20 protein-coding genes, 6 tRNA genes, 3 pseudogenes and 2 riboswitches are annotated in these 20,017 nt (G+C 53.4%); of the genes and pseudogenes, 22 read left to right on the top strand and 7 right to left on the bottom strand.

What is annotated here, in order from left to right; all coding sequences use genetic code 11:
- Nucleotides 1-13 precede the first annotated feature (13 nt).
- The 7 genes from ssuE (C772_RS15485) to C772_RS15455 all read right to left on the bottom strand — a co-directional run bounded on the left by ssuE (C772_RS15485) (nt 14) and on the right by C772_RS15455 (nt 7,152).
- Entirely contained in the window at nt 14-559 is a 546-nt protein-coding gene (gene ssuE, locus C772_RS15485; protein ID WP_035002666.1) for an NADPH-dependent FMN reductase, read from the bottom strand.
- Between the two features lie 157 nt (nt 560-716).
- A riboswitch (SAM riboswitch) is annotated at nt 717-827 on the bottom strand.
- A gap of 114 nt (nt 828-941) precedes the next feature.
- Entirely contained in the window at nt 942-2,279 is a 1,338-nt protein-coding gene (locus tag C772_RS15480) for an LLM class flavin-dependent oxidoreductase (RefSeq protein ID WP_008301472.1), read from the bottom strand.
- A 13-nt stretch (nt 2,280-2,292) separates the two neighbouring features.
- A complete protein-coding gene (locus C772_RS15475; protein ID WP_008301471.1) occupies nt 2,293-3,699 on the bottom strand; it encodes an APC family permease in 1,407 nt (468 codons plus the stop codon).
- Between the two features lie 55 nt (nt 3,700-3,754).
- Nucleotides 3,755-4,270, bottom strand: a complete 516-nt coding sequence (locus C772_RS15470; protein ID WP_008301470.1) for a GNAT family N-acetyltransferase — start codon at nt 4,268-4,270, stop codon at nt 3,755-3,757.
- 143 nt (nt 4,271-4,413) lie between these two features.
- The gene (locus C772_RS15465; RefSeq protein ID WP_008301469.1) at nt 4,414-5,448 is read right to left on the bottom strand and encodes an LLM class flavin-dependent oxidoreductase; all 1,035 of its coding nucleotides are present in this window, start codon (nt 5,446-5,448) and stop codon (nt 4,414-4,416) included.
- Between the two features lie 58 nt (nt 5,449-5,506).
- On the bottom strand, nt 5,507-6,046 hold the full coding sequence (gene ssuE / locus C772_RS15460; protein ID WP_008301468.1) for an NADPH-dependent FMN reductase: 540 nt from the start codon (nt 6,044-6,046) through the stop codon (nt 5,507-5,509).
- A 193-nt stretch (nt 6,047-6,239) separates the two neighbouring features.
- A riboswitch (SAM riboswitch) is annotated at nt 6,240-6,347 on the bottom strand.
- A gap of 193 nt (nt 6,348-6,540) precedes the next feature.
- The gene (locus C772_RS15455; RefSeq protein WP_008301467.1) at nt 6,541-7,152 is read right to left on the bottom strand and encodes a rhomboid family intramembrane serine protease; all 612 of its coding nucleotides are present in this window, start codon (nt 7,150-7,152) and stop codon (nt 6,541-6,543) included.
- Nucleotides 7,153-7,220: 68 nt separating this feature from the next.
- Here C772_RS15455 and acpS point away from each other — a divergent pair, with 68 nt between their 5' ends.
- The 22 genes and pseudogenes from acpS (at nt 7,221) to C772_RS15350 (ending at nt 20,004) form a co-directional block, all read left to right on the top strand.
- Nucleotides 7,221-7,595, top strand: a complete 375-nt coding sequence (gene acpS, locus C772_RS15450; protein WP_008301464.1) for a holo-ACP synthase — start codon at nt 7,221-7,223, stop codon at nt 7,593-7,595.
- Between the two features lie 82 nt (nt 7,596-7,677).
- Nucleotides 7,678-8,781: a LolA family protein gene (locus C772_RS15445; RefSeq protein ID WP_008301463.1), complete on the top strand. Its 1,104-nt coding sequence runs from the start codon at nt 7,678-7,680 to the stop codon at nt 8,779-8,781.
- An 87-nt stretch (nt 8,782-8,868) separates the two neighbouring features.
- On the top strand, nt 8,869-10,002 hold the full coding sequence (gene alr / locus C772_RS15440) for an alanine racemase (protein ID WP_008301462.1): 1,134 nt from the start codon (nt 8,869-8,871) through the stop codon (nt 10,000-10,002).
- Nucleotides 10,003-10,142: 140 nt separating this feature from the next.
- Nucleotides 10,143-10,429, top strand: a pseudogene (locus tag C772_RS15435) (transcriptional regulator).
- 4 nt (nt 10,430-10,433) lie between these two features.
- A complete protein-coding gene (locus C772_RS15430) occupies nt 10,434-10,784 on the top strand; it encodes a type II toxin-antitoxin system PemK/MazF family toxin (protein ID WP_008301460.1) in 351 nt (116 codons plus the stop codon).
- Nucleotides 10,785-11,085: 301 nt separating this feature from the next.
- Entirely contained in the window at nt 11,086-11,916 is an 831-nt protein-coding gene (locus C772_RS15425) for an RsbT co-antagonist protein RsbRA (protein WP_008301459.1), read from the top strand.
- Nucleotides 11,913-12,275: an STAS domain-containing protein gene (locus C772_RS15420; RefSeq protein ID WP_008301458.1), complete on the top strand. Its 363-nt coding sequence runs from the start codon at nt 11,913-11,915 to the stop codon at nt 12,273-12,275. Before C772_RS15425 ends, C772_RS15420 begins: the two co-directional genes overlap by 4 nt.
- A 2-nt stretch (nt 12,276-12,277) precedes the next feature.
- Nucleotides 12,278-12,679 (top strand): anti-sigma regulatory factor, encoded by a 402-nt coding sequence (locus tag C772_RS15415; protein WP_008301457.1) that lies wholly within the window; start codon nt 12,278-12,280, stop codon nt 12,677-12,679.
- A 17-nt stretch (nt 12,680-12,696) separates the two neighbouring features.
- Complete coding sequence (locus C772_RS15410; RefSeq protein ID WP_008301456.1) at nt 12,697-13,698, top strand: PP2C family protein-serine/threonine phosphatase; 1,002 nt, start codon at nt 12,697-12,699, stop codon at nt 13,696-13,698.
- A 103-nt stretch (nt 13,699-13,801) separates the two neighbouring features.
- The gene (locus C772_RS15405) at nt 13,802-14,152 is read left to right on the top strand and encodes an STAS domain-containing protein (protein WP_008301455.1); all 351 of its coding nucleotides are present in this window, start codon (nt 13,802-13,804) and stop codon (nt 14,150-14,152) included.
- On the top strand, nt 14,139-14,609 hold the full coding sequence (gene rsbW / locus C772_RS15400; RefSeq protein ID WP_035002659.1) for an anti-sigma B factor RsbW: 471 nt from the start codon (nt 14,139-14,141) through the stop codon (nt 14,607-14,609). Before C772_RS15405 ends, rsbW begins: the two co-directional genes overlap by 14 nt.
- Nucleotides 14,587-15,372, top strand: a complete 786-nt coding sequence (gene sigB, locus C772_RS15395; RefSeq protein ID WP_008301452.1) for an RNA polymerase sigma factor SigB — start codon at nt 14,587-14,589, stop codon at nt 15,370-15,372. The genes rsbW and sigB overlap by 23 nt, the downstream gene beginning before the upstream one ends.
- The gene (locus C772_RS15390) at nt 15,369-15,968 is read left to right on the top strand and encodes a PP2C family serine/threonine-protein phosphatase (protein WP_008301451.1); all 600 of its coding nucleotides are present in this window, start codon (nt 15,369-15,371) and stop codon (nt 15,966-15,968) included. Before sigB ends, C772_RS15390 begins: the two co-directional genes overlap by 4 nt.
- A gap of 202 nt (nt 15,969-16,170) precedes the next feature.
- Nucleotides 16,171-18,324, top strand: a pseudogene (locus tag C772_RS15385) (Tex family protein); the annotation flags it as partial.
- A gap of 93 nt (nt 18,325-18,417) precedes the next feature.
- Nucleotides 18,418-18,666, top strand: a pseudogene (locus C772_RS16910) (S1 RNA-binding domain-containing protein); the annotation flags it as partial.
- Nucleotides 18,659-19,114, top strand: a complete 456-nt coding sequence (locus tag C772_RS15380; RefSeq protein ID WP_008301447.1) for a SprT family protein — start codon at nt 18,659-18,661, stop codon at nt 19,112-19,114. The pseudogene C772_RS16910 and the gene C772_RS15380, both read left to right, overlap by 8 nt.
- A 176-nt stretch (nt 19,115-19,290) precedes the next feature.
- Nucleotides 19,291-19,362 (top strand) — tRNA-Glu (locus C772_RS15375).
- A gap of 60 nt (nt 19,363-19,422) precedes the next feature.
- Nucleotides 19,423-19,498: transfer RNA gene (locus C772_RS15370), tRNA-Asp, on the top strand.
- A 35-nt stretch (nt 19,499-19,533) separates the two neighbouring features.
- A tRNA-Lys gene (locus tag C772_RS15365) sits at nt 19,534-19,609 on the top strand.
- Between the two features lie 133 nt (nt 19,610-19,742).
- A tRNA-Leu gene (locus C772_RS15360) sits at nt 19,743-19,830 on the top strand.
- 18 nt (nt 19,831-19,848) lie between these two features.
- A tRNA-Arg gene (locus tag C772_RS15355) sits at nt 19,849-19,925 on the top strand.
- A gap of 5 nt (nt 19,926-19,930) precedes the next feature.
- Nucleotides 19,931-20,004: transfer RNA gene (locus C772_RS15350), tRNA-Gly, on the top strand.
- Nucleotides 20,005-20,017 lie beyond the last annotated feature (13 nt).

Here is a 20,017-nt window from a genome sequence, read left to right as displayed (position 1 = left end):
CCTTCCGTTTAGTTCAGGCATGCGTCCGGCTGTGCTGCCTGCGGACAAGCTCAGCGAAGTAGGCGGTCTGTTTTTCCACACGGGCGAGGCAATCTCCGTCGAGAACCGGGATGTCCAGGTTCTTATCGATCACATCATCTGTCAGGTAAATGCCTTTGAGGGCATGCCCCTTCAGCGTGGAGAGGAGCGGCTTCAGCGCATACTCAAGTGCGAGCAGGTGCCCCGGGCTGCCGCCGGTCATGAGCGGAAGGACGGGCGTTGATTCCAGCACATCCTGCGGCAGAAGGTCGATGAAGGCTTTCAGAACGCCCGAGTAGGACGCCTTGTAGACAGGGGAGCCGACAATGACCCCCTTTGCTCTGCGGACCTTTCCGGCAGCATCGGACACGGACGGATGGCTGAAGTCGGCGGAGAAGAGAACTTCTGCGGGGATGTCCCGCACACTCAGATGGGTAACGGTAAAGTGTTTGTCTTCAAGCAGCCCGCCAATATAGCCGAGCACGCGCTCCGAACGGGACGCGGCATTCGGGCTGCCTGAGATGATGACGATTTCGGTCATGTTGATCATCCTTTCGCTTTGAACTGGGGATTCGGGTTGACGGATTCCGCTGAAAAAGTTCCGGAAAGGATGAGGAATGCAAAAAGGCCCTTCTCCCATGGAAAGAATGAGAGAAGAGCCCGACCGCAGCGCATATACGCTTTGTTGCCTGACTGTTTTCTCATCTTCAGGACGGTTCCGTCCCTCCGGAATTAGCACCATACAAACCGCGGTTTGCTGGTTGCTGAGGCTTCGCAGGGCCAAGTCCCTCCACCTCTCTTGATAAGAAACAACATTATGAATTTTTCAGCTTGAGGAACAGTATAGCAGAGCCGCAGGCAAAGTCAACAGGAAGTTTCAGACTTTTCTGCAGAACGGCTGCCGGCGGAAAGCGGAATCACTTTTATTTTTGGTTAACCATCTCTTTGGCATATCTGTTTTGAGGAAAAGGAATCCCCAGATGACCACGCAAAGTATCAGCTTCGTAATCATCACGGAAGATGCCCCGTCTTTGAAGAATAGGAACAACATGGTCCACAAATGTATCTAGAGAATGCGGTCCGGCTGAAGCAAAGATGAATCCGTCTGCCCCTTTTTTCTCAAACCATTCTTGAATGAGATCCGCCACTTTTTCTGGAGTTCCGATGAAAGGAGTTCGAGGGGTGGTCTCGCTTAATGCAACCTGCCGAAGTGTCAAATTCTGTTCTTTGGCCTCCCGTTTGATTCGATCCGTATGACTCTGGAAGCTGTTCTTCCCTAAGTCACCGACATCCGGGAATGCTTCATCCAGCGGATATTGCGAGAAATCATGATGCTCAAAATAGCGTCCCAGGTAGTCCAGTGCCTTTTCGATGGATACCAAGTTGGCGATTTCCTGATATTTGCGCTCTGCATCTTCATCGGTTTCACCGATAATCGGCGATATTCCCGGCATGATTGCAATCTCATCAGGATTTCTGCCCAAAGCTTCGGCCCGATCCTTCACGTCCTGATAAAACTCTTGGGCAGCTTCCAGCGTCGGACCGGCTGTAAAAATGGCTTCCGCATATTTTGCTGCATAATTTCTTCCGTCTTCAGAAGATCCCGCCTGGAAAATGACAGGATGGCCCTGTTTGGATCTCGATATATTAAGAGGGCCCTGGACAGAGAAAAATTCCCCTTGATGATTTAGTTGGTGCATTTTAGAAGGATCAAAAAACACTCCCGTTTCCTTGTCACGGATAAACGCATCGTCCTCCCAGGAGTCCCACAACCCTTTTACCACTTCTACATATTCGGATGCAATCTGATACCGCTGTGCGTGACCGGGATGTTCTTCGATTGTCTTACTATAGTTCAAAGCGGTTTTCTCAAGCGGGGAAGTGACGATATTCCAACCGGCCCGCCCATTGCTAATCTGGTCAAGTGAAGCAAACTGCCGGGCAATGGTGAACGGCTCGCTATATGAAGTGGAAACAGTTCCGACAAGGCCAATGTGAGAAGTGACCGCGGCCAGCGCGGACAATATAGTTAAAGGCTCAAAACGATTGAGAAAATGCGGAATCGATTTCTCGTTGATATATAAACCGTCTGCAATGAAGACCAGGTCAAATTTTCCTTCCTCGGCCTTCTGTGCCTGCTGCTTATAAAATTCCAGGCTGATACTGGCATCCGCCTGCATGTCGGGATGTCTCCAGCCCGCAATATTTCCGCCCACGCCATGAATAATTGCTCCCAATTTCATCTTTCTTTGTGCCGGCATTCCGATTCCTCCTTCATACTTCTGTTGCGGTCGGTGCTTTCCCTTGGGAAGGCACCAAGCCATTCGGATCATTCTGTATCGAATCCGTAGTAGAGCTGAAATCGTCCTTCCTGCTGATTTTTCGACTGTTGCCCACAATGATGACGTAAAGTGCTGCAGCTGCCATATAAACGAGGGTTCCGATCAAGTACTTGACCGATAATGAAGTCAACAGGAAGTATCCTTGGACGAACAGTAGCAGAACAGCCATGCCCACTGAGAATTTCAATGCTGTTGGTGGTAATTTGAACGGTGCATTCCGGTATGCGTCAGGATATTTCTTAGGTAATTGGATGGCTGCGACAATAGGGATGATATTCGCGAGCAGGAATACCCCGGTTCCCAGTGCTGAAATGGTTCCGAGTGATAATCCGGTAATAATCGGAATGAGTCCGACGATATAAAACACAGTCAGAAGCCAATGCGGCGTTCCAAATCGTTCATTGACCTTTCCGAGTGATTTAGGCAGCCATCCATCTTCACAGGCGACCAGCAATCCTTTTGTGACCCATGAGAATGTTGCGTTTAATGTGGTTGCCAGTGCAAACATGGCACCACCGACCATGAAGAATAAGAATAGCGGTTCCGGCAAAATCGCCCGGGCAACATCAGTCAGCGGTTGATTGGCGACAGTCTCGATCGGCAAAACACCAACCGCTATGGTTGCCATGAATGCATATAAAACTCCGACGCCAATCGTCGTTACCAGAATGGTTAACGGAATGTCCCTGCCCGGCCTTTTCATCTCCCCGCCCAGTTCGGCGATCACTTGTGCACCGCCTGTGGCGAAAGACAGCAATGCAACCGCAGTAAAGAATCCAACGATTCCGTTTGGCAGCATATCATTTGCGTTAAACACAGAATCATTCACTTCAGGAGTTCCCCAGAAAGCGAAAATCAATAGTGCAAGCAATAAGATGATGACCATGTATTTTTCAACAATCGCTGCAAATTTCACACCTGCAATATTGGTAAGGAAGGTGACAGTGAGGATCAGAAATGCTGCGGGCATGATCGGGATGGAGGGTACAAGTCCTTGAAGATAATCGGCAAATGAGATTGCGTACATGGCAATCGTCAAGTTGCCCAAAATAAACAGCAGCATCCAGAAGAACCCCAACTTTGGAGAGAGAAGCCGGCTCGTATATCGATAGAGCCCTCCTGTTGTCGGCATTGCGGAACCCATCACAGCAATCGGCAGTATCGTGAAAATCGTTATGATGGAAGACAGGATAAACGCCAAAGTGACCCCGCTCCCTGTCATTCCGATTGCAATACCTGTCAGGGACATGACCCCTGCACCGATAATTTGTCCTGCTGCAATGCCCATAACATCCCCTAAGCCCAGGACTTTTTTTAATTTCGACTCTTGGCTGACCATTTTTTATCCCCCATTACCTTAATGCTTTCATTAATTTCAGGTTTTCTGCTGTACCTTATAAATCGTACCGATAGCATCTGGTGTAGCTGCCGGCATTTTCAAATTCATGCTGACTGTCGCGTTTGAACCCGAAGCGTTCATACAGCTGGATAGCTTTTTCCATGATCTCGCCTGTGAACAAATAGACGGAATCCGCGTTTTTTTCCTTGCCATATAAGAGGCAGGCTTTTAATAATTCCTGTGCAATACCTTTGCCCCTCGCTTTTGGATGAACGGCCAACAAACGAATGAAGGGATCTGTAATGGTGATTTCCATCCCCATCCCTTCATAAGAGTTCTTTGCGTTTTCAAAAAGCTGGACTGTGCCGAGGATCTCATCGCCGTCCTTTGCAACTAAAATCCGGTCCACATGCGGGCTGTTCACGGAATCGACCATTCCCTGTACGTATAAATTCCAAAATTCTTCGTCTTCGACTGAATGCTTATACTGAGCGTAGCTCTCGACCAACAATTGCTGGACAGCTTCTTTATGTTCATCCGTAAGTTCCTCGATAATAATCGCTTGGATCATGAGAGGGCCTCCTTTGAATTCATAGGCAATTAAATAAACTGAAATAGTAGGGATTAGGGGTTAAAACAGGAAGCATTCTAACGTGTGAAAGTCGTCGCACGCCAGTCAATGCTCCCATATCCCGGACATTAAATTTGAGCTGCTTAAACCGATTGGACGTTGTTTTCTTGTTCTTCTACCTCAAAGCGGGCATTTGTAGATTGAGGACTCAGCAATTGGAATGAACGGGTCCTATCTTCTGCTTTCGGCAGGGCGGTATGCAGGATGAATTCATCAATCTGATGGGCCTGTTGAAGTTCGCTTAAAATCCCCGTCACATAGTCGGGTGTTCCGGCAATGATATTGGCCTGCTGTTCTTCAATCTCGTATGGGATGCCGGCCTGCTCTCCGAAAGAATGTGCTTGTTCGACTGTGACAACTGTTACCGAACGTCCGTCCTGGAGACGGACTTTTACGATTTTCTGATCTGCGGCAAGTTTTTCTGCTTCTTCTTGTGTCGGAGCGGCGAGGACATGCGCTGCGACCATGATGTTTCCGCCGGGAAGCAGCCGGCGATATTCATTGGCGGCTTCCCCAAGAATTTCGCGATTATTATTAATGAATAGGGCAAATACAAAGCCGACGCCAAGGCTTGCCGCCAACTTTGCACTATTCGGGCTGGCGCCCAACAAGAAGATTTCAGGTTTCTCCGTCGGAAGCGGGGTGGCCTGGATACCGTCAAGCGGGTGACCTTCAGGGACGGAGTCTTCAACCAATTGTTTCAACAGCGATAAACGCTCGTCAAAATCCTTCCCGTCGTTCACCGTTCCGAATTGCAATGCCTTAGTGGATAACGGAAGGCCGCCGGGTGCTTTTCCGACTCCTAAGTCAACCCGTCCCGGCGCCAGGGAGGAGAGAAGGTTGAAGTTTTCCGCCACCTTGTAAGGACTATAATGCTGGAGCATCACTCCACCGGAACCGATACGGATTGATTCGGTTTTTGCCGCCAAGTACGAAATCAGCACTTCCGGGGAAGAACCCGCAACATCCTGGGAATGGTGGTGTTCGGAAACCCAAAAACGACTGTACCCCCATTCTTCCGCTTTCCGGGCAAGGCTCACCGTTTGCTTTAACGCCTGTTCCGCCGACGATTCAGGGAAAACAGGGCTCTGATCTAAAATACCAAGTTTTAAAGTCATGAAAATTTACCTCCAGATTTAAAGTCCGCCAATCGGTCTCAAATGATTTTTCTGTAAATCAAAGTGTCACTTGCTGCCTAGTGATAAGCTCCGCAAAGTAGCCGGTCTGCTTATCGATTCTCTGAAGCGCATCCGTGTCCAGAATCGGAATGTCCAGTTCTTTGTCAATCTCGCTGTCAACGAGGTAAATCCCCTTTAGCGGGTGTCCCTTCAAGTTGGCGAGGAGGGGCTTAAGCGCGTACTCAAGGGCGAGAAGATGGGCAGAACTGCCTCCGGTCATCAGGGGCAGCACGGGCTTCGACTCCAGCACATCCATTGGCAGGAGGTCGATGAACGCCTTCAGGACCCCAGTGTAGGATGCTTTGTAGACGGGGGAGCCGACGATCAGGCCTTTCGCATTGCGGATTTGTTCAGTTGCGCCTTTGATCGACGGGTGATTGAAGTCGGCATGGAACAGCACTTCCGGCGGAATATCTGTTACGGATAGGTGGCTGACGCTAAAATTCTTCGCTTTTAAAAGTTCTCCAATATATCCAAGTACGCGGTCGGACCTTGATGACCTGTTCGGGCTCCCTGAGAGAATAACGATTTCTGTCATGAAGAACATCCTTTCGAAATTAAAGTTAATAATTTTTACCTGATTAGTAGGGATTAAGGCGGCAGGAAGCACGTATTTCTGCCGGCACACTGAGAGGCTCCATCCCTTGTGAGATGCAAAGGGCTCTTCCCCGGAAAAACAGAGAAGAGCCCAAACGGTAAGCACTGGCGACACGCGCTTTCATCCGACTGTCTTCTCATCTTCGGGATGCGACTGTATCCCTCTGAAATTAGCACCATGCAAAAGTTCGCTGGTTGCTGAGGCTTCACAGGGTCAGTCCCTCCACCTCTCTGGATAAGAAAGATTAATAATATGAATTTTTCAACTTGCTGAAAGTATAGTCGGGTAGTTGGATAAAGTCAACCGTTCCTTGAGCGGATTGTTAATGAAGAATTCAATATGGCATTCCGGACAATCGGAATCTTTGCTTAAGGCGTGTGCTTTCAAATTGCTTTACCTGAAAAACCTTCCCGCTGCTGCAGGAAGGTCCGGTATTAGCGGCGCTTATTGCGCCAGCTTGTGATATTCTTCGGGTGGAAGTAGCTGAGGCCGATGATGAATCCGACGGCCAGGCCCGTGAGGTGCGCGGTGATGTTGATGTTCGGTGTCAGGAACGTCATGATCACGCTGATGACGATGATCGGCAGGATAATCTGCCGGATCTGGGGAAACGCGCCTTTTGTGTGGTAGACGAACGCACCGAAAGCACCGAAGATCCCGTAGATGGCGCCGCTTGCGCCGACATAGGCGTAGGAAGCGTCATGCAGGAAGTAGGAGGCCACATTGCCGAACAGGCCGGCCAGGAAAAACAGGTTCACGAACCGCACCTTGCCGGCGAGCCGCTCAAGCTCGGGGCCGAACAGGAACAGGGCGAACATGTTGAATAGGACGTGCATAAGGCCGGCGTGCAGGAACATCGGGGTGACAAAGCGCCACCAGTCGCCGTCCGCGATCAGCCGGTTGATGCCCATGCCGTAAAACATGACCAGGTCGCCGATGCCCGGAAGGATGGTCAGGATGTAGATGATCACATTGATCGCGATCAGCGCCGAGACGACCGGATACAGCCGGATGTACTCGGAGAAGCTTTCTCTTCTGATAAACATGGTTTCACCTCAATTTACATAAGAACAGTATACCGCGTTTGGTGCGGTCCAGAAAGCGGGGAGAACGGATGATTACGGGAATCGGGCTTGATATTGTGGAGATGGACAGGATCCGGCAGGCGGACGGCCGGAGTGACCGCTTCCGCCGGAGGATCCTGAGCGGAGCAGAATTGGAGAGATATGAGCAGCTAGGAGGCACCAGAAGGACCGAATACCTTGCCGGGCGGTTTGCCGCCAAGGAGGCATTTGCAAAAGCGCTCGGCACCGGCATCGGCGCGTCATGCGCGTTCGGTGACATCAGTGTGCTTTCCGGTGAAGAAGGCCGGCCGCTGCTGTATTTTAGGGGAAAGCCGGCGCCGGGCTTCGTGTCCATCACTCATACACGTGAGTATGCCGCCGCCCAGGTTATCCTCACCGGATTCCCGGCAGCCCTGTCCGAATAAACTTGGCCCCTCTCTCATAGGATGTTCCACAGGAGCGAAATGAGAAAGGGTGAAGGAATTGCGGAGCCGGATATTCGCAGGTATGCTCATCGTGCTCGCTTTGCTGCTAGCGGCATGCGGGTCACAGTCGAAGGAAGACGTCATGAAAAAGCTGAGCGGCAAATGGACGGATGCAAAAGGCTATGAACTCACTGCCGTCATGGAGATCAAGACCGGCGATGAGCCAAGGCTGTATGACGTGGAAGTGTGGCACACGAAGCCGGACTACTACCGGGTCAATGTGACCCAGGAGGGCTCCAAGGAGTCCCAGATGATCCTCCGCAACAAGGATGGGGTGTTTGTCGTCACGCCTTCAATCGGCAAGACGTACAAATTCCAGAGTGACTGGCCTGAGAAAAACAGCCAGGCCTACCTGATCGGCGCGCTTGCGGAAGACATCCGGGCGGACAAGGATGCGGTGATGAAGGAAGAAGACAAGGAGTACATCTTTGAAACGGCAACCCGGAACAACCACCGGAAGATGCTTCCTTACCAGCGGATCCACATCGACAAGAAATCGCTCCTCCCTGTGAAAGTGTCGGTGCTGAATGAAAACAAAGAAGAACAGATGAAGATTACATTCGAGAAAATTTCTCTCGGCACGGAACGCGGAGCCGGCGACTATGCGGTGGAAAAGCATTCGAAGGCACCGGAAGGCGCGGAAGGATCCGCGGATGACACCGATGTGACGGAAGAAGAAGCAGAAGGCGAAGACCAGGAAGGCACCACGGAAGAGCAGGACGGTGCATCTGACGAAGAAGGCAAGGAAGAAGGAGATGGAGAAGCGGGTGCCGAATTGGATGGTGAGGAATTCCGCACATCCTATCCGCTGCTGAAATGGGAAGGCGTCGACCTGCTTGAGGAAGAAGTCGTAGGAAACGGAGACGACAAGCGCGTCTACCTGACATACGGCGGCGAGAAAGAGTTCGTCATCGTCCAGCAGCATGCAAAGTCTCCTCAGGAAGCGCTCGTTCCGGTATTCGCGGAAGGGGATCCGGCACACCTCGGCTTTACGATCGGCGCGATCACCGACAATTCGGTCAGCTGGGAACAGGGCGGCGTGTCCTACTTCCTCGCCTCCAACGGCCTGACACGGGAAGAAATGGTGGAAGTCGCGACATCGATGATCGAAGCGGAACAGAAGTGACCCGGGAGTATTGACGTCATTCTCCCTCCGGGCGGATAATGAAAACGATCAAGAGATATCCGTCAGTTCGGAAGGGAGAACGGGGAAATGGAACAGATGAAATGGGGACGGCCGACAGTGGCGGCCGTCAATCTGGAGGCGATCCGGGAAAATGTCCGGAACACGGCGCGCATGGCCGGTCCGGACACCGGCGTGATCGCCGTCGTCAAGGCGGACGGCTACGGACACGGCGCTGCCCGGGTCGCGGAGGCGGCACTTGAAGCGGGCGCACTGATGCTCGCGGTCGCCACTCCGGATGAAGCGGTGGAACTCAGGGAGGCGGGCCTGGAAGCTGACATTCTGCTTCTGGGCGCCTCCCCTGTTCCGTTCGCGCGTGTTGCGGCGGAAAAGGACATCATCATCACTGCGGACTCGCCGGCCTGGATGGAGCAGGTCGCTGCCGACGCGCCTGATTTTGCCCGCCCGCTCCGGGTCCATCTGAAGGTCGACACCGGAATGGGGCGGATCGGCGTCCGGAGCGGGGAGGACCTCATTCGGATGTACAGGGCCGCCCGGGCGGCGAAAATCAGGGTTGACGGCGTCTTTACCCATTTCGCGACGGCAGACGAGCCGGACAATGAGGTGTGGAGAAAGCAGGCATCCGGATTCCGGGAAGCGGTGGCGATGCTGCCGGAACGGCCGCGCCTTGTGCATGCTTCAAACAGTGCGGCCACGTTCATGCATCCGGAGTGCAGGTTCGATGCGGTGCGTCTCGGCATCTCGATGTACGGCATCGCACCGTCCGGTTTTGTCGGGGAGCACCTGCCGTTCCCGCTGAGTCCTGCCCTGACGCTTTCGACCGAGCTCGTCCATGTGAAGCGGATCGGCCGGGGGGACACCGTCAGCTACGGTGCGACCTACCAGGCTTCCGGCGATGAATGGGTCGGGACGCTTCCGATCGGTTACGCGGACGGTTTCCTCAGGGGCCTCGGCGGACAGGATGTGCTGATCGGCGGCCGCCGCTGCCCGGTGGTCGGCCGCATCTGCATGGACCAGTCCATGGTCCGGCTGCCGCGTGAAATGGAGCCCGGAGAGCCTGTTGTCCTCCTCGGAAGACAGGGCGGGGAAGAGATCCGGCCGGACGAATGGGCGAAACGGCTCGGGACGATTCCCTACGAGGTCGTCGTCACCTTGTCCAAGCGGATTCCGAGAGTTTATTTGCAGGGACGCGGGGAATACTAACCCCAACACGGCCCGACAATTTCCGACAGGAGAAGCCGATTATGGCAGGGATTTTGTCGCATTCTTTCCGAACGTGTCTTTTCAACAGGTCTGTCCGATGGTATGATGGGATAGAAATTTGTTGAATGGCTGCGTCGGAGGTGTTTGCTGTGGCAGAGAAAGAGACAAAAGAAGTCGTGGTGAAGATCCCGAAGAGGATGCTTCAGTGTGACGGGGATTCCGTCGCCTACGACCGAGCAGAGCAGGATGGGTACGTCTATCTGACGACGACCCGGAGGACACGGAAGGAACAACCAAATCTTATACGGGAAGCCATCGTTAAAGGCTACGTGGAGATGTCGCAGATCAATCTTTCGATCGCTTCCGAATGTTTGTACGCGGAATACGAAGCGGAGCACGCGTGGCGCAACTCGTAATCGGAGGATGAGATTTTGGCCATAAAACGCGGGGACATTTTCTTTGCAGATCTGTCGCCGGTGAAAGGTTCTGAACAGGGCGGGAAACGGCCCGTCCTGGTTATTCAGAACGATATCGGCAATCGGTTCAGCCCCACTGTGATCGTCGCAGCCATCACGGCCCAGATACAGAAAGCCAAACTGCCCACCCATGTGGAAATCGATGCGGTACGGTACGGATTGGACAAAAACTCCGTCGTCTTGCTTGAGCAAGTCCGGACAATTGACAAATCCCGCCTTTCCGACAAGATTACACATCTGGACGAAGAAATGATGAGGCAGGTGGAAGAGGCGCTTGAAATCAGCCTCGGATTGGTGAAATTTTAAGTATACATACACAAAAGAACACCGTCCGGCATGCCGGACGGTTTTTTTGTGCATTTTATCCGGCCCAAATTCGTTTCAGCATCCCTTCATTTGGAATGCGATTGATTGATGCTTTTGTGTGATAATAACGGTAGGTATGCAGTTCCGGTGAGGTTGGAAGAGTGTATATCACCCTGATTCGCCTGCTCATCCCGAACCCCAAATTTTTGTATAGGCCTCCGACTCTCGCAAAATGAGTGTGTTCCTGCCGTATTTTCGTTACAATGTAAAGAACAGTCCGTAAAAGGGGGCCATCAGAGCCATGTATAGAAAAGTTCCTCAGTTTGTCGAGACTCACCTCGAAGAGATCATCGACAGTTGGAAAGCTCGCATGAAAGATGAACATGGTGAAAAATTCTTCCACATCATGCCGGAAGAGGTGATTGAGCGGACAAGCCGTGATTTTGCGGAGCTTGTCGTATCCAGCCTGACCGAGGACTCGGCCAAATATGACGAGAAGCTTCATAACTTCTCTGAACGCATCGTCCGCCTCGGCTGGTCAATCACGCTTGTCATGAAGGCGATCGAGAACTTCTCGGATACACTCTATGATCTGCTCCGCAAGGCGGGAATCCTCGATGACGGCAATGTGGCCGAGTATTTTGACATTCTCAACAACTGGATCAAGCCGCTCCGCCAGGAAGTCGTCGAAATGTACTCCCGCACCTGGGAGCGCACAGTCAATCTCCAAAAAATTGCCCTGCAGGAACTGTCTGCATCCCTGATTCCTGTATTCGATAAAATTTCGGTCATGCCGCTTGTCGGCACAATCGATACGGAACGCGCCAAGCTCATCATGGAAAACCTCCTGGAGGGGGTTGTCCGCCACCGGGCGGAAGTGGTGCTGCTCGACATCACCGGCGTGCCGGTCGTCGATACCATGGTCGCCCACCACATCATCCAGGCTGCAGATGCTGTCCGCCTTGTCGGCGCGCGCTGCATGCTTGTCGGCATCCGTCCTGAAATCGCTCAGACAATCGTAGCGCTCGGCATCAGCCTGGAAGACTTTACAACGACCAGCACGCTGCAGCGGGGCATGCAGGAAGCGCTCGCGCTGACAAACAGAAAAATCGTGGAGGTGGATGAACAGTGAACATGCGTATCCCGATCCTCAAGCTCAACGAAATCCTGATTGTCTCGCTCCAGTGGGAACTGGACGACCAGACAGCGATTCAATTCCAGGAAGATCTTCTGAAAAAACTTCATGACACATCGGCCAAGGGTGTCGTGATTGACCTGACGCCGATTGACTTTATCGACTCCTTTATCGCGAAGGTGCTCGGCGACGTCATCAGTATGTCGGGCCTTATGGGTGCCAAAGTGGTCATCACGGGCATCCAGCCGGCCGTCGCCATTACGCTCATCGAACTCGGGATCCGTCTGGAGAATGTCATGACGGCCCTTGATCTCGAAAACGGAATGGACAAATTGCAACAAGAATTGGAGGCTTGACGATGGCGTACCGGTCTTCAGTTGATATCCATACTGAATGGGACATTGTTGCTGCACGGCAGCTGGGCCGGAACGAAGCAAAGAAAGTCGGCTTCGGCACCGTTGACCAGGCCCGTATCACTACGGCAATCAGTGAACTCGCAAGAAACATTTATCTATATGCAGGAGCCGGAAAAATTGAGATCGAACGCCTGAACGAAGATGGCCTGTTCGGAATTGCCATCATCGCTTCCGACGAAGGCCCGGGCATCCCCGACGTAAGAAAAGTGATGGAAGACGGTTACTCGACTTCCGGGGGACTCGGCGCCGGGATGCCGGGAGTCAAGCGTCTGATGGACGACTTCCGAGTGGACACCGAACGGGGCAAGGGCACGAAGATCACTGCAGTTAAGTGGCTCCGCTGACAGGGGGATGAAAAAAGATGCCTCAGCAGACGGAAAAGGAATACAAAGAGATTTTGAGGCAATATCTTGAGGATCAATCTGAACAGAACTTGTATATGGGAGAGGCGTTCAGCCGGAAACTCATCGAGCGGGACATTTCTCCCGAAGAGGTGATCAGCATACATAAGTCCGCCCTCAAGGATGTGCTGCCGGGTCTTCCGTCGAAAGTCTGGCATTCTTTCGACTTCCTGATTGAAATGATGATCCGCTATGGTCTCGCGCTAAAGGAACACCAGTCTCTTGTTAAACGGCAGGAAGAGATGCAGCTGGAGATGGAAGTGGCTTCAAAAGTGCAGGAGACGCTCCTCAAAACGAAGATTCCGGTCGTTGAGGGCATGGACCTCGGCTATGTGACCGTGCCTTCCCGCACGATGAGCGGGGATTATATCTACTTTGTCGGGAACGATATGGACGAGGCGGGCGTGGCCGTGGCCGATGTCATGGGCAAAGGCATCCCTGCCGCTTTGTGCATGTCGATGGTCAAATTCGGCATGGACAGTGTCCAGCATTCGTCCGAAGGGCCATCCGGGGTCCTTTCGGTCATCAACCGGATCGTCGAAAAAAGCGTCAACGACTCGATGTTTGTGACGATGATGTACGGACGCTATGATGCGAAAAGTTCTACCTTCTCCTATGCATCCGCCGGGCATGAGCCGGCACTCCATTACCGGGCGTCGGAAAACCGGTTTGTGGAACTTGATGCCAAAGGGCTTCTTCTCGGTGTATCGCCGGATGCCCGATATGAAGAGGGAAGCGTAGCTTTGGAACGCGACGATTTCATTGCCATCATGACCGACGGGGTGACCGAAGCACGGACGCCCGAAGGCTTCGTCGAAAAGGAAACCATCCTTGACATTATCAGCAGTGTGAAGGACCGTCCCGCCCAGGAAATGGCGGAACACGTTTTCGCGGAATTGGACCGCATGCAGGGCTTCCGTCTCCAGGACGATTTCTCGCTCGTGATCTTAAAAAAAGAATAATTGATGTTTGAATTTCTTCAGTGAGGGTAAAGCCTTCATGTTGTGTTCAGACGGAGTTATGGTTTTGGATTATAGATTGAGAAATTAAAGAAGAGGTGTGGAAATGAATCTACAAGTCGATTTGCATGAAGAAAACAGTGTACAGCATTTTAAAGTGGTCGGTGAGATTGATGCGTTCACGGCGCCCGTCCTCCGCGAGAAGCTCTCTGAGCATCCTGTCAAGGAAGGCATGAAAGCCGAGATCGATCTTTCGGACGTCGAATATATGGATAGTACGGGTCTTGGTGTGTTCGTCGGTTACTTCAAACAGGTGAAGGAAAGCGGCGGCCAAGTGAAAATCACCGGGCTGTCACCGCGGCTCAAGCGGCTGTTCGATATTACGGGTCTCGACGAGGTCATGGATATCGAAGCACATAAAGAAGATAAAGGTGGGTTCAATGATGCAACCGTATGACTACGTGGAGATCCGTGTACCGGCCAAGGCCCAGTATGTGGGCGTGGCGCGGCTCACGATCTCCGGCCTCGCAAGCCGGCTCGGCTTCACCTATGACGATATCGAAGACATGAAGATCGCATCAAGCGAGGCCATTACGAATGCGGTGCAGCACGCATACAAAGACGACGAGGAAGGCGAAGTCGTCGTCGGCTGCGCACTGTATGAAGACCGGATGGAGATCATGGTGGCCGACCATGGTCAGAGCTTCGACTTTGAAGAAACGAAAAAGAGCGTGGGACCTTATCATGATCATGAAGAGGGCATGTTCCTCCGGGAAGGGGGTCTCGGCCTCTATCTGATCGAAACGCTGATGGACGAGATTAAAATCCACCACGACGAAGGGGTCACCGTCTTCATGACCAAATATCTCGGCGGAGAGCAGGTGGAAAAGGATGTCGAAACAGTCTCCTCCTGATTCCAAATCAAAAGAACAGGTGCTGGACTGGATCAGGGCTTTCCAGGAAAGCGGCGATGAGGAAGCTCAGACGAACCTCGTTCTCCACTATGAACGGCTGGTCCAGTCGATCGCCCGCAAATACTCCAACGGGAAATCGTACCATGAAGATATCGTGCAGGTCGGCATGCTCGGGCTGCTCGGCGCCATTCGCCGCTACGATCCCGACTACGGCCGCAGTTTTGAGGCGTTCGCAGTGCCGACAATCATCGGCGAGATCAAGCGGTTCCTCCGCGACAAGACATGGGCAGTGCATGTACCTCGCAGGATCAAGGAGCTCGGGCCGAAGATCAAGTCTGCTGCAGAGACGCTGACAAATGAGCTTCAGCGCTCCCCGAAGGTGCAGGAGATCGCGGATTATCTCGAAGTGGACGAAGACGACGTGCTTGAAGCGATGGAGATGGGACGTAGCTACCAGGCCCTGTCCATGGACCATTCGCTTGAGGCGGATTCAGACGGAAGTACCGTCACGCTGTTCGATATCATCGGGGATACGGATGACGGCTACGAGATGACGGATCAGCGTCTGATCGTGGCGGAAGCGCTCAATGTCCTGTCCGAGCGCGAAAAGCAGATCATCCAGTTTACATATATCGAACAGATGAGCCAGAAGGAGGCGGGGGAACGCCTCGGCATTTCGCAGATGCACGTATCCAGGCTTCAGCGAAAGGCGATCAAAAAGCTTCAGGAAGCCATTGCGGCGGCAGGTGGTGCGTCGTCTTGAAGACAGTGAAGGACGACCGCGTGGAAGCGTATATCTACCAGGAAGCCAAGCCGGGAAACCATGAATCGGGTGATGTGTATTACACCTTCACCAATGAAGACTATTTTCTGTGCGCAATTGCGGACGGCCTGGGAAACGGGCCGATCGCGAGGGAATCGGCGGAAATCGTTCCGGAGGTCCTGGAGAAGCACCATGACGAATCGATCGACCAGCTGCTCAGCCGGTGCAACATGCATATGCACCAGAAGCGCGGAGCGGCCGTCGCGATCATCAAGGCGTACTTCAAGACGTCGACGATCGAGTACAGCTGTGTGGGAAACGTACGGTTTTATCTGTACCGGCGTTCGGATGACAAGATGATTTATCCGCTGCCGGTGATGGGCTATCTGTCCGGCCGTCCGCAGAAACTCCGTACGCAGGGCTATGACTACGGCCCGGGAGACCTTTTTCTTCTGCATTCCGACGGCGTGGATATCCGCAGCCCGAAGGCGTTCATGCAGAACAGCGCCGGACCGTACGACCTTTATAAAAAAGTGTTTGATACCCTTAAGCACGGCGATGATGCCACCTATATCGCAGGAAGCCTGCTCCGCTAAATCCGCGGAGCGGGCTTTTTTTAGGTCATTGTGGTTTATTTTGCTTAACATTCAGGGTGCTTTCCTTAACATTCAAAGTGGTCTGCTTAACAATCAGAGCCCCTTGCATACCGTTCGGAATTTTTAATGCCGACCTGCCGTGCAAAGTGCCGTTTATGATAAAGTGGACGGGTATAGGCAATGGAACGAAAGGGTGAGAGAGATGCAGGAAAAAGAATTGATCCAGAAAGCGGCGGGTCGGGCGGGCGTGCGCCCGGCGCAGGCCCAGGCGGTCATCGGCCTGCTCGCCGAGGGCAAGACCGTACCGTTCATCGCCCGGTACCGGAAAGAAGCGACGGGCGAACTCGATGAAGTGCAGATCAAAGCGGTCGAGGACGCCCATCGTTATCTTGCCCAGCTGGAGGAGCGGAAAGAGGAAGTCATCCGCATCATTTCGGAACAGGGAAAACTGGACAGCGAACTGGAAAAAGCGATCCGCGCCGCCGATGTGCTGCAGCGGGTGGAGGACTTGTACCGTCCTTATCAGAAAAAGCGGAAGACCCGGGCGACAGCTGCGAAAGAGCGCGGACTCGAGCCGCTTGCCGACCTGCTTCTCACCGACACGAAAGAGCGTCCCGAAAGCTTGGCCATCCGGTTTGCCGACGCTGAAAAAGACGTGCCTGACGCTGACGCGGCACTTGCCGGTGCGAGGGACATCATTGCAGAGCGCATCTCCGATGATGCATCGGTCCGCGACAGAATCCGAAACGCCATCCGGCGCGACGGACTGATCGTCACAACCCGGAAAAAAGATGCCGAAGATCCAAAGGGCGTCTTCGAAATGTACTATGAATATGAAGAACCGGTCAGGCAAATCAAGCCGCACCGTGTCCTCGCGGTGAACCGCGGCGAGAAGACAGGCGTGCTGAAGGTGTCGGTCGCGGCCCCGGAAGAACGTCTGACAGAAGACATCCGCCGTTCATACGTCCGCCATCCGGGTTCCCCTGCGGCAGCGGAAGTGGCAGAAGCGGCGTCGGACGCCTTCAAGCGCCTTCTCCTTCCTTCGATCGAGCGGGAAATCCGCGGAGAACTGACCGAGAAGGCGGAAGAGCAGGCAATCAGGATCTTCTCCGAAAACCTGAAGCGCCTTTTGCTGCAGCCGCCGATGAGAGGCAAGACCGTCCTCGGTGTAGACCCTGCCTACAGGACCGGCTGCAAGCTGGCAGTCGTGAGCGATACAGGCCGTTTGCTTGAGCTCGGTGTCATTTATCCGCATACGTCATCGGATACGGAAGGAGCGAAGAAGAAAGTGCTTGAGCTTCTCCGCAAGTATCCGGTTTCCATCATCGCGATCGGCAATGGGACGGCATCCCGCGAAACCGAGCAGTTTATCGCGGACTGCCTAAAGGAGACGGATGGGGGAGCGTCGTACGTGATCGTCAACGAAGCGGGAGCAAGTGTCTATTCCGCCTCTGAAGAAGCGCGCCGTGAATTTCCGGACCTTCAGGTCGAGCAGAGAAGTGCCGTTTCGATTGCGCGCCGGCTGCAGGATCCTTTGTCCGAACTGGTGAAGATCGAGCCGAAGTCGGTCGGAGTCGGCCAGTATCAGCATGACGTCTCCCAGAAAAATCTCGGGGAGCAGCTGGACTTTGTCGTCGAGACCGCAGTGAACCGGGTCGGAGTCGACGTGAACACTGCATCTGCGTCGCTGCTGCAGCACGTATCCGGTCTGTCCCGCACGGTTGCGGACAACATCGTTGCGGCCCGTGACGAACTCGGACGATTCAGCTCGCGAACACAACTGAAAAAAGTACCCCGTCTTGGTGCCAAGACGTACGAGCAGGCGATCGGTTTCCTGCGCGTCCCCGGGGCAAAAAACCCGCTGGATGCCACCGGTGTCCACCCGGAAAGCTACGCTCTTGCGGAAGAGATCCTGCAGGCGGCGGGACTGGACAAGAAGGAAATCGGAACGGCACATGCATCGGAAGCACTTTCCCGCCTTGATGCAAAAGAAGTGGCGGCAGCTGCCGGAGCGGGGGAAGTGACTGTCCGGGACATCATCGAGACGCTGAGCAGGCCGAAGCGGGATCCCCGCGATGAATTCCCGCAGCCGCTCCTCAGGAAGGAAGTACTGACGCTCAAGGACCTGAAGCGCGGCATGGAAATGGAAGGGACAGTCCGCAACGTCGTGGACTTCGGTGCATTCATCGATATCGGCGTAGGGGAGGACGGCCTGCTGCATGTCACCAAGATGAGCACCGGGCGGGTCCGCCATCCTCTGGATATGATGGCTCCGGGAGACGTTGTCACCGTCATCATCGATGATGTTGATCAGGAAAAAGGGCGGATTTCCCTCACCCGCCTCACCCCGGAACAGGAAGAAGAAAAGAAAAAGCGTGACGGAGAACGGAGACGCCAGCCGAAGGAACGGAAGCGCCAGGCAAAAAAACTCACCGAACTTGAGCCGGGAACACAGGTGAAGGGCCGCGTGCGGCGGCTGCAGCCATATGGAGCTTTTGTGGACGTCGGAGCGGAGAAAGACGGGCTCGTCCATATTTCCAAGATGGCGCCCGTACGGGTGAATGACCCTGGAGAGATCGTGCAGCCGGGAGACACTGTGGCTGTATGGATCGAATCGGTCGATCCTGCCGCCTCTAAGATATCCCTGACGATGATTGATCCTGCAGAAAAGAAGGGAAGCGGGAGCCGCCGTGGATGAACGGGAACTCCAGCTTTTGACCGAATCGATCTCGCGGGAATTGTTCGGTCGCCCTTTCCGGCACAGGGTGTTCTTTAACCCGAGGCTGCGCACCACGGGCGGCAGGTACCGGCTTCACGACCATGATATCGAAATCAACCCGGAAGCCTACAGGAAATACGGCCTGGACGAGCTGACCGGCATCATCAAGCATGAGCTATGCCACTATCACCTTCATATAGAAGGAAAGGGATACCGTCACCGCGACCGGGACTTCCGGGAGCTGCTCAGGCAGACAGGTGCGCCGAGACACTGTTCCGTCATCAGGGAGCCGGCCAGGAGGAAAGCGAAGCATCTGTACCGATGCACGGACTGCGGCCAATCCTATGTGAGGAAGATCCGGATGGATACGGGTCGCTACCGCTGCGGAAAATGTCGGGGCCGCATTCAAAAAGTTGATGAGAATTGATGGGATCAGCCCTTGCCGGACGGTGAAAACCGTTGTGCGGCAAGGGTTTTGATATTTTTATAAAAAACTTGGCGAAAAGTGTTGACGTATTTTCATATGCCCCCTATAATAGGACAAGTCGACAAGAGATCACACGAAAGCCTGAGCGGCTGAAGCGATCTTGAGACACTGAATATGGCCCCTTGGTCAAGCGGTTAAGACACCGCCCTTTCACGGCGGTAACACGGGTTCGAATCCCGTAGGGGTCATCATAAGGGAACGGACGGCAGGGTTGCCGGCTGTCCGGACATCCCCTTTCATACATAGGTGGTCCCGTGGTGTAGCGGTTAACATGCCTGCCTGTCACGCAGGAGATCGCGGGTTCGATTCCCGTCGGGACCGCCATTTATTCTGAAGCCGATGGCTGAAGGATGATATGCGAGCCATTAGCTCAGTTGGTAGAGCATCTGACTTTTAATCAGAGGGTCGCAGGTTCGAGCCCTGCATGGCTCACCACCTCTTGAAAAAACGGTTTTAAAAAAGTTGAAGAAAGTTGTTGACTTTCATCGAACAAGGTTATATAATAAATCTTGTCGCTGGAACGAAAGCGAACGAAACAGCTTCTTAAAAACCGAATCACTTTTAACATGCGGTAGTGGCGGAATGGCAGACGCGCTAGGTTGAGGGCCTAGTGGGAGTTAAATCCCGTGGAGGTTCAAGTCCTCTCTACCGCACCATTTATTTTTATAAGATGTGCGCCCGTAGCTCAATTGGATAGAGCGTCTGACTACGGATCAGAAGGTTGTGGATTCGACTTCTGCCGGGCGCGCCACTTTCGCGGGTGTAGTTTAGTGGTAAAACCTCAGCCTTCCAAGCTGATGATGAGGGTTCGATTCCCTTCACCCGCTCCATATTTTTTCTTTC

This window comes from Bhargavaea cecembensis DSE10 (assembly GCF_000348905.1).
Lineage (GTDB): Bacteria > Bacillota > Bacilli > Bacillales_A > Planococcaceae > Bhargavaea > Bhargavaea cecembensis.
The sequence above is the reverse complement of the archived record's forward strand: the minus strand, read 5'-3'. Positions and strand labels throughout refer to the sequence as shown.

What these genes read in the sequence shown, in the direction of transcription:
- ssuE (WP_035002666.1), bottom strand. Translation starts at nt 559, where the DNA reads ATGACCGAAATCGTCATCATCTCAGGCAGCCCGAATGCCGCGTCCCGT.
- C772_RS15480 (WP_008301472.1), bottom strand. Translation starts at nt 2,279, where the DNA reads ATGCCGGCACAAAGAAAGATGAAATTGGGAGCAATTATTCATGGCGTG.
- C772_RS15475 (WP_008301471.1), bottom strand. Translation starts at nt 3,699, where the DNA reads ATGGTCAGCCAAGAGTCGAAATTAAAAAAAGTCCTGGGCTTAGGGGAT.
- C772_RS15470 (WP_008301470.1), bottom strand. Translation starts at nt 4,270, where the DNA reads ATGATCCAAGCGATTATTATCGAGGAACTTACGGATGAACATAAAGAA.
- C772_RS15465 (WP_008301469.1), bottom strand. Translation starts at nt 5,448, where the DNA reads ATGACTTTAAAACTTGGTATTTTAGATCAGAGCCCTGTTTTCCCTGAA.
- ssuE (WP_008301468.1), bottom strand. Translation starts at nt 6,046, where the DNA reads ATGACAGAAATCGTTATTCTCTCAGGGAGCCCGAACAGGTCATCAAGG.
- C772_RS15455 (WP_008301467.1), bottom strand. Translation starts at nt 7,152, where the DNA reads ATGTTTATCAGAAGAGAAAGCTTCTCCGAGTACATCCGGCTGTATCCG.
- acpS (WP_008301464.1), top strand. Translation starts at nt 7,221, where the DNA reads ATGATTACGGGAATCGGGCTTGATATTGTGGAGATGGACAGGATCCGG.
- C772_RS15445 (WP_008301463.1), top strand. Translation starts at nt 7,678, where the DNA reads ATGCTCATCGTGCTCGCTTTGCTGCTAGCGGCATGCGGGTCACAGTCG.
- alr (WP_008301462.1), top strand. Translation starts at nt 8,869, where the DNA reads ATGGAACAGATGAAATGGGGACGGCCGACAGTGGCGGCCGTCAATCTG.
- C772_RS15425 (WP_008301459.1), top strand. Translation starts at nt 11,086, where the DNA reads ATGTATAGAAAAGTTCCTCAGTTTGTCGAGACTCACCTCGAAGAGATC.
- C772_RS15415 (WP_008301457.1), top strand. Translation starts at nt 12,278, where the DNA reads ATGGCGTACCGGTCTTCAGTTGATATCCATACTGAATGGGACATTGTT.
- C772_RS15410 (WP_008301456.1), top strand. Translation starts at nt 12,697, where the DNA reads ATGCCTCAGCAGACGGAAAAGGAATACAAAGAGATTTTGAGGCAATAT.
- C772_RS15405 (WP_008301455.1), top strand. Translation starts at nt 13,802, where the DNA reads ATGAATCTACAAGTCGATTTGCATGAAGAAAACAGTGTACAGCATTTT.
- rsbW (WP_035002659.1), top strand. Translation starts at nt 14,139, where the DNA reads ATGCAACCGTATGACTACGTGGAGATCCGTGTACCGGCCAAGGCCCAG.
- sigB (WP_008301452.1), top strand. Translation starts at nt 14,587, where the DNA reads ATGTCGAAACAGTCTCCTCCTGATTCCAAATCAAAAGAACAGGTGCTG.